The organism is Pseudomonas sp. AC229 (assembly GCF_979254655.1).
In genome coordinates this window covers 310,496-318,866 of the sequence record NZ_CEEDHK010000006.1, presented here as the reverse complement: position 1 = coordinate 318,866, position 8,371 = coordinate 310,496, and the positions used below count along the sequence as shown (strand labels likewise).

Annotated in this window: 6 protein-coding genes; 2 read left to right on the top strand and 4 right to left on the bottom strand. The window is 62.1% G+C overall.

Translation table 11 applies throughout. The annotated features are described in order from the left end of the window. Positions 1 to 368: 368 nt before the first annotated feature. Together AC0IW7_RS11095 and AC0IW7_RS11090 are read right to left on the bottom strand one after the other, a co-directional pair. Positions 369 to 1,586 (bottom strand): methyl-accepting chemotaxis protein, encoded by a 1,218-nt coding sequence (locus AC0IW7_RS11095; RefSeq protein WP_471817890.1) that lies wholly within the window; start codon positions 1,584 to 1,586, stop codon positions 369 to 371. Positions 1,587 to 2,034: 448 nt separating this feature from the next. Then, on the bottom strand, positions 2,035 to 3,051 hold the full coding sequence (locus AC0IW7_RS11090) for an AraC family transcriptional regulator (RefSeq protein ID WP_471817878.1): 1,017 nt from the start codon (positions 3,049 to 3,051) through the stop codon (positions 2,035 to 2,037). Positions 3,052 to 3,149: 98 nt separating this feature from the next. Here AC0IW7_RS11090 and AC0IW7_RS11085 point away from each other — a divergent pair, with 98 nt between their 5' ends. Both AC0IW7_RS11085 and AC0IW7_RS11080 read left to right on the top strand, forming a co-directional pair. Then, positions 3,150 to 4,223, top strand: a complete 1,074-nt coding sequence (locus tag AC0IW7_RS11085) for a fatty acid desaturase (RefSeq protein WP_471817876.1) — start codon at positions 3,150 to 3,152, stop codon at positions 4,221 to 4,223. A 74-nt stretch (positions 4,224 to 4,297) separates the two neighbouring features. Continuing rightward, positions 4,298 to 5,002 (top strand): NAD(P)H-dependent oxidoreductase, encoded by a 705-nt coding sequence (locus AC0IW7_RS11080; RefSeq protein WP_471817874.1) that lies wholly within the window; start codon positions 4,298 to 4,300, stop codon positions 5,000 to 5,002. Positions 5,003 to 5,059: 57 nt separating this feature from the next. Here the strand turns inward: AC0IW7_RS11080 and gabT are convergent, their stop codons facing one another. Together gabT and gabD are read right to left on the bottom strand one after the other, a co-directional pair. Then, entirely contained in the window at positions 5,060 to 6,340 is a 1,281-nt protein-coding gene (gabT, locus tag AC0IW7_RS11075) for a 4-aminobutyrate--2-oxoglutarate transaminase (protein ID WP_463384431.1), read from the bottom strand. A gap of 347 nt (positions 6,341 to 6,687) precedes the next feature. Further along, positions 6,688 to 8,136, bottom strand: coding sequence for an NADP-dependent succinate-semialdehyde dehydrogenase (gene gabD / locus AC0IW7_RS11070; RefSeq protein WP_471817871.1), 1,449 nt, complete (start codon positions 8,134 to 8,136; stop codon positions 6,688 to 6,690). Between the last annotated feature and the right edge of the window lie 235 nt (positions 8,137 to 8,371).

The window sequence follows — 8,371 nt, the reverse complement described above, 5'->3', positions numbered from 1 at the left end:
AGACAGGTGGCGGAGGGGGGGGTGTGATGGGGTTCTGTGGGCTGCGATTTGTGTCTCATCCGAGATACTGGATCCCCGCGTTCGCGAGGATGACGGTGGTCTTTAAACAAACCTCCGTCATCCCCGCGTTGGCGGTGGCCCGGCGATTCGCCAGCCAGGGTTTTGTGAGTGGCGCTGGGAGGTTGATGGGCTGCGATTTGTGTTTCATCCGAGGTACTGGATCCCGAATCGTCGGACCGCCGCGTTCGCGAGGATGACGGTGGTCTTTAAACAAACCTCCGTCATCCTCGCGCACGCGGGGATCCAGAGTTTTGCGTCTTGCATCGCCTTCGAAACGCGCGACCATCTCCAACTGGACGGCGCCCCCATCACCCCTGCGGTCGATACCCCAACCGCAACCCGCCCCAGTGCCGTCCTTGCACCGTAATCGGCACCGACAAATCGTGCATCAACTCCCCGGTATCGCGGCTGTAAGTTTGCAAGAGCAGCGCCTGCTCATGGCTGCCGCAGCGAATGCCGGTGGGGTCGTTGAACAGCCGTTTGCTGCGGCTTTTCACGGTGTCCACGGCACGGTCGCCAGTGGCGGCGTGGTTGAAGGCGCGGTTGTGCGTGGGCACGTAGCCGTCCGGGGTGCTGGCGATGGCGAAGACCAGGCCTTCGTGGCGCGAGAGCAGCGGCTCCTGAATAGCGGGCAGCACCTGATCGGCATAGGCATCGAAGCGTGTGCGGTATTTGGCCGGGAAGCTGTTGGCGATGGGCTGATAGCTGCGGTCGAACAAGTCGCCGAGGCTGACACGCCCCGCCTGAATATCAGCTTCAAACTGCGCACCGATGGCGGCAGCGCCTTCGCGGGCCAGGTCGTAGATGCGTTGGTGGTAATCATCCAGGCCCACCTCAGCCAATTGCTCGCTTACCGTTTCCGCCTGGCCGACCAAGCGCTGCGCGGCCTGGGCCAGCTCGCGGGTTTGCGTTTCGCTGCCATGAACGTCATCGCGCAGTTGTTCCAGCGCGCTGAACAGTGCCGATAATTGTTGGTGGTTGCTCTCGGTGCCGCTGTTGATGGCGTCGACCTGGTTTTGCACCTCGCTGGCCAATTCGGTGATGCCCAGCAAGTGCTCGCCGCTGGCTTCAACCTGCGCGGCGGCGCCGTCGAGTTCGCTGGCTTGCTGCTGAATATGGCTGACCACGGCGCTGCTTTGCTGGCGAATGTCGGTGACGATTTGCGCGACTTCTTCGGTGGCCTCGGCGGTGCGCCCGGCCAGCTTGCGTACTTCGTCCGCGACTACGGCAAAGCCGCGCCCCTGGTCGCCTGCGCGGGCGGCTTCGATGGCAGCGTTCAGCGCGAGCAGGTTGGTTTGGCTGGCGATGGATTGAATGACTTGCGTAACTTGCTGGATCTGCTCGGTGCGGCTGCTCAGACCATCCATCAGCGTGCGGCTGTCGGCCGCCTGCACACTGAGTTGCTGCATGCGCGCAATGGCGTGCTGTAACGCTTGCTGGCCGTCATCACTGCGCTGGCGAACCGCTTGCGCGGCGCTGAGGGTGTGTTCGGCGCGTTGCGCGCTGGCCTGTTCGGTGTCGGTCATGGCCTGGGCGCCGACGCTCATTTGCTCAACAGCGTGCAGTTGCGACTGAAGCTTGTCGGCCATCTGTTGCACGCCAAACGCCACCTGCGCCGCCGACAGGGCGTTATTGCAGGTGGTGCGGGAAAGGTTCTGGCTCAGTTCGCTGAATGCATGCGGCGCTTGCGCCGGGCCCACGCTGTCGAGCGCCGGGGTTTCCCATGGGCCGAGCCATGGCCACAGCGCCAGCAGCAAATACGCGGGAATGCTCAGGTACAGCGGCAGCTGGGTTTGTTGGTAAACCACCATCAGCACGGCCAGCCCGGCAGCATGCAGCAGGCAGACCCACGGGCGGCGAGAGTAAGCGGGGCGCATCGGCAAACCTCTTGTTCTTATGGTGCTGGCAACGCAATGGTCGCGTATTCGAGCATGTCATCGGCCGAGCTGCCAGTAGGCTTTAGCACGGGGTGGCTCACGGCTTGGCCAATAAATCGTCGCGGTATTGACTCGGCGCCTGGCCGGTCCAGCGTTTAAAGGCGCGGCTAAAGCTGCTGCTGTCGGCAAAGCCCAGCAGATAGGCGATTTCGCTGATGGAGCAATGCGGGTCGCGCATGTGTTGCTGGGCCAGGTTCTGCCGGGTTTCGCTGAGCAACTGCTCATAGCTGCAGCCTTCGTCGGCCAGGTGGCGCTGCAAGCTGCGCAGGCTCAGGTGAAGGCTGCTGGCGATGCGCTCGGCCGACGGCTCGCCGTTGGGCAACTGGCTTTCCAGGCAGGCACAAACACGGCGCCGCCAGGTCACAGGCTGAAGCTGCTCGAGGGTGCGCTTGAGCACGGTTTCGTTGTGCTCGGCCAGCTCTTCGTTGCCGTCTTCGAGGGTGTTGTCGAACGGCTGCCGGGGAAATTGCAGGAAGTCTTGCGCGGCGCCGAAGTGGATCGGCGCACGCAGCGCTTCCTGCCACGGCGTCGGGTCTGCGGGCGTTGGCCGGCGAAGGTGCACGGCCAGCGGCGCGAAGTCGCGGCCCAAGCGGTTGCGGCAGGTGCGCACGTAAATGGCGATGAAGGCATCAATCGCCTCGGGCGCCGGCGCCGGGCCGCCTGCCGGCACCTTGAGGTAGAACTCGTAGCGATCCGGCAGGGTTTTCAGTTCCAGGCTGAGGGCATCACTGACCACTTGGTGATAGCGCACGATGCGCTCGAACACCTCACGCAAACTGGCGCTGGCAATCAGCGCATAACCCAGCGCGTGAAAGCTGGTGGGGCTGACGTATTGCGAGGTTTTCAGGCCCAGCGCAGGGTCGCCACTGGCCTCGACGGCCAGGCGCCACAAGCGCGTGGTGGCCGACAGCGGGTAGCGCGCGTTGGGGTGTTCCATCAAGGCGGGATCAAGGCCGGCGTCCAGGCACAGCTGCGCGCTATCCAGGCCCAGGGCGTCGAGCTGCTTGCGCAGTGCCCGGGTCCAGCTGGCGAGGGTGGTGGGTTCAGCAGTCATGCAGATTGGCGCATCCGGTCAACAGGTTGGCGTTCGAGGTCAGGCCGGCGGGCGCCCGGCCCGGCACAGTAGCCTCACGTTAATTAGAGGATGTAAGCATGTCCCACTCTCCTGCAAGCCCCGTGAACCAGAATGTGCAACAACGCGCTGCGCATATTCGCGAAGTGGTGATGGCCCACGGCGTCGAGCTGCGCCAGCGCTTCCCGATTCTTAAACACCAAGACGCCCTCGGCGCCGGCATTCTCGCCTTCGCCCTGGCCGGCATGATCGGCAGCGCCGCGCTGTATATCGAAGGCTACATGGCATGGTGGGCGTGCTTGCTGCTCAACGCCTTCTTCGCCTCGCTGACCCACGAGCTGGAACATGACCTGATCCACTCGATGTACTTTCGCAAACAACGCGTGCCGCACAACCTGATGATGGCGCTGGTGTGGATGGCTCGCCCGAGCACCATCAACCCTTGGGTGCGCCGTCACTTGCACCTCAACCACCACAAGGTGTCGGGCACCGAAACCGACATGGAAGAGCGCGCCATCACCAACGGCGAGCCGTGGGGCATCGCGCGGTTGCTGATGGTGGGCGACAACATGATGTCGTCGTTCATTCGCTTTCTGCGCGCCAAAACCTGGAGCCACAAGTGGATGATCGTCAGCCGCACCCTGAAGGTGTACGCGCCGTTGGGCCTGCTGAACTGGGGCACCTGGTACGTGTTTCTCGGCTTTCATATCAGCACCTTCGTCGCCACCCTGCTGGGCTCGCCGATTGCGTGGTCGGCCACCACGCTAGACGTGATGAACATCGTCAATATCGCCGTCGTCGTGCTGGTTGGCCCCAACGTGCTGCGCACGTTTTGCCTGCACTTTGTCAGCTCGAACATGCACTACTACGGCGACATCGAGCCAGGCAATGTGATCCAGCAATGCCAGGTGCTGAACCCGTGGTGGATGTGGCCGCTGCAAGCGTTCTGCTTCAACTTCGGCAGCAGCCATGCGATTCATCACTTTGTGGTGAAAGAACCCTTTTACATCCGCCAGCTGACCGTGCCGTTTGCGCACAAAGTGATGCGCGAAGCGGGTGTGCGCTTCAATGACTTCGGCACCTTTGCCCGGGCCAATCGCTGGACCCGCACCGCCGAAAGCAAACCGGCGACGCAGCAAACGCAAACCGCCTGATCGGTTTCGCCACCGTCATGCAGCGGCGCTTCGGCGCCGCTTTTTTCGTCTTCCGCAACAGGCCCGACCACGACATGAATGTACTTATCGTCCACGCCCATCCCGAGCCGCAATCGTTCTGCACCGCCATGAAAGACCTGGCCGTCAGCACCTTGGACGCCGCCGGCCACACGGTTCAGGTGTCCGACCTGTACGCAATGAACTGGAACCCCGTGGCGAGCGCTGCCGACTTCCAGGCACGCAGCAACCCTGACTACCTGGTGTACGCATTGGAACAGCGCCACGCCCACGGTCAAAACGCGCTGGCCAAGGACATCACCACCGAACTTGAAAAGCTGCTGGCCGCCGACTTGGTGATTTTCAATTTCCCGATTTTCTGGTGCTCGGTGCCGGCCATCCTTAAAGGCTGGATCGACCGCGTACTGGTGTCGGGCGTGTGCTACGGCGGGCTGCGTTTCTATGACAAAGGCGGCCTGAGCGGCAAGAAAGCCCTGCTCAGTTTCACCATCGGCGCGCAGCCGCACATGTTTGCCGATGAGCAGGCCATTCACGGCGAACTGAACCTGATGCTGCGCCACCTGCAACGCGGCACGCTGGCGTATGCCGGCTTTAGCGTGTTGCCGCCGTTCGCGGCGTATCACGTGCCATATATCGACGCCGACGCCCGCACGGCGATGCTGGCGGACTACCGCGAGCGCCTGCTCGGGCTTGAAAACGCGCAGCCGCTGGTGTTCCCAAAAATGGCCGAGTTTGATCGGCAGCTACAGCCGCTGGCTTAACCGCAGGCAAAAAAAGACCCGCCGAAGCGGGTCTCAACACTGCCGAGCTGGTGAGCCCTAGGCGAGTTCGTCGAAGCACTCGGCGACAATGGCCAGGCCTTTGTCGAGCTGTGCATCGGGAATGGTGACCGGCATCAGGAAGCGGATGACGTTGTAGTAAGTGCCGCACGACAGCAGGATCAGGCCTTTTTCACGGGCGCGCGCCACGATCTTGCCAACCAGCTCAGCCGCCGGCTTGTGGGTGTCGCCGCCTTCGAACAGCTCGATGGCGATCATCGAACCCAAACCACGGACGTCGCCAATCACTTTGTGCTTGGCCTGGATGTCGCGCAGGCCGGCTTTCAAGCGTTCGCCCAGGGCTTGCGAGCGTTCCAGCAGCTTCTCTTCATCAAACACTTTCAGCACGGCCAGCGCGGCCGCACAGGCGATTGGGCTACCGGCATAAGTGCCGCCCAGGCCGCCCGGTGCGATGGCGTCCATGATTTCGGCTTTACCGCTAACGCCGGAAATCGGGAAACCGCCGCCGACGGATTTAGCGAAGGTGGTCAGGTCTGGAATCACGCCCAGCTGTTCGGTGGCGAAGAAAGTGCCGGTACGGCCAGCGCCGGTTTGCACTTCGTCAGCGATGAGCAGAATGCCGTGCTGGTCGCACAGGGCGCGCAGGCGCTGCATAAAGGCTTTGGAGTTGGTGTAGAAACCACCTTCGCCCTGCACCGGCTCGATGATGATGGCGGCGATGTCGGACGGCTGCGCGTCGTTCTTGAAGATGCGCTCGATGCTGGCGATGGACTCGTCTTCGCTCACACCGTGCAGCTCGCAAGGCGACTGGGCGCGGTAAACGCCGGCTGGCATCAGGCCCATGCCAGCGGAGTACGGCACCACTTTGCCGGTGAGGCTCAGGGTCATCATGGTGCGGCCGTGGTAGGCGCCGGTGAAGGCGATTACGCCAGCGCGGCCAGTGGCAGCACGGGCGATTTTCACGGCGTTTTCGACGGCTTCGGAGCCGGACGTCACCAGCAGGGTTTTCTTGGCGAAGTCGCCTGGAACGCGCTTGGCGATTTCTTCACACAGCTCTACGTAGGGCTCGTAAGCCAGTACCTGGAAGCAGGTGTGCGACAGCTTGGTCAGTTGCTCTTGCACCGCTGCAACCACTTTGGGGTGCAGGTGGCCGGTGTTGAGCACGGCGATACCGCCTGCGAAGTCGATGAACTCACGGCCTTCAACGTCCCACACGGTGGCGTTTTCGGCGCGCTCAGCGAAAATCGGGTGAATCTGGCCCACACCGCGCGGTACGGCGGCCATGCGGCGTTGCATCAGGGATTCGTTAGTCTTGCTCATGTTTCGGTCCTCATTCGCCGCTTCATCGGGCGGCGCAGTGGGATAAACGCAATCGGGGAAAGGCACGGCAGCATACGATGATCGACTGCCACGCCCTGCCGGTTGCTCAGGTTCTTTAGTGCGGTGCTGCTGCCCGGGCGGGCCGGCTCGTTGGTTCCGCCCTGGGGTACTTCAATAACGTCTTAATGCTTTTGCTCTTTGTGCTCTTCGGCTTAACGCCGGTCGAGAGCTTCGGGGCTAAGGCCAGACAAGGCGAAATGCTGGCGAAGAGCGCAGCGTACATTCGTACGTGAGCATCTGAGGCAGCATTTCAACGCCGTATGGCCGACGACCCGGAGGTCGATTAGTTACACACCGAGGCAGAGGTATTTGATTTCCAGGTAGTCCTCGATGCCGTATTTCGAACCTTCACGGCCAAGACCCGACGCCTTGATGCCGCCGAATGGCGCCACTTCGTTGGAGATCAGACCGGTGTTGATGCCCACCATGCCGTATTCCAGCGCTTCGGCGACACGGAACACACGGCCCAGGTCGCGGGCGTAGAAGTACGAGGCCAGACCGAATTCGGTGTCGTTCGCCTGCGCGATCACATCGGCTTCGTCTTTAAAGCGGAACAGCGGCGCCAGCGGGCCGAAGGTTTCTTCCTTGGCGACTGCAGCGGTTTTCGGCACGTCTACCAGAATAGTCGGCTCGAAGAAGCTGCCGCCCAGGCTGTGAGCCTTACCGCCGGACACCACTTTGGCGCCTTTGCTGATGGCGTCAGCGATGTGCTCTTGCACTTTGGCGACCGCTTTGTCGTCGATCAGCGGGCCAGTGGTGGTGCCGTCTTCCAGACCGTTGCCGATTTTCAGCTTGGCCACGGCCACTTTCAGTTTTTCCACGAACGCGTCGTACACGCTGTCTTGAATGTACAGACGGTTGGCGCAGACGCAGGTCTGGCCATTGTTGCGATATTTGGAAATGATCGCGCCGTCGACGGCGGCATCCAGATCAGCGTCGTCGAACACAATGAACGGCGCGTTGCCGCCCAGCTCCAGCGAGACTTTTTTGATGTCGTGGGCGCATTCGGCCATCAGCTGACGACCAATTTCAGTCGAGCCGGTGAACGACAGTTTGCGCACGATTGGATTGCTGGTCAGCTCGCTGCCGATGTCGCCAGCGCTGCCGGTCACCACGCTGAACACGCCTTTCGGAATGCCGGCACGCTGCGCCAGTTCGGCCAGGGCCAACGCGGAATAAGGCGTCTGGCTGGCGGGCTTGAGCACCATGGTGCAGCCTGCGGCCAAGGCCGGGCCGGCTTTACGGGTGATCATCGCGGCCGGGAAGTTCCACGGCGTGATGGCCGCAGTAACGCCGATTGGCTGCTTGAGCACGATCAGGCGTTTGTCCGGCTGGTGGCCCGGAATGACGTCGCCATAGACGCGCTTGGCTTCTTCAGCGAACCACTCAATAAAGGAAGCGGCGTAGGCAATTTCACCTTTGGCTTCGGCCAATGGCTTGCCTTGCTCGAGGGTCATCAGGCGGCCGAGGTCGTCCTGGTTTTCGATCATCAACTCAAACCAGCGACGCAGCTTGTTGGAGCGCTCTTTGGCGGTCAGTGCACGCCAGGCCGGCAGCGCTTTGTCGGCAGCTTCGATGGCGCGACGGGTTTCGGCTGCGCCCATCTTCGGCACGGTGCCGAGAATTTCGTTGGTGGCCGGGTTGTTGACCTTGATGGTCTGGCCGCTGTCCGCGTCTACCCACGCGCCGTCGATAAAGGCTTGCTGGCGAAACAATTGAGCGTCTTTGAGTTGCATAGCCGTCTCCTTTAGCCCACCAGCAGAGCGGCGGGCAAAATTGTTGTAAGCCGCCGCAGCGAGTGTGGGCTGCGGCGAGGAATAGTGGATGACACGTGGAACGGATTGAGCGCTGGTGACGGGCTTTTGGAACAGCTGCAGATCGCTTGGTTCGGTCTGCGGCCATGAGCGTCGAGGGCGTTTGAAATCTCAAACGAATCGTAGGGTCGTCACTGCCAAAGGGCAATAGGCTGTT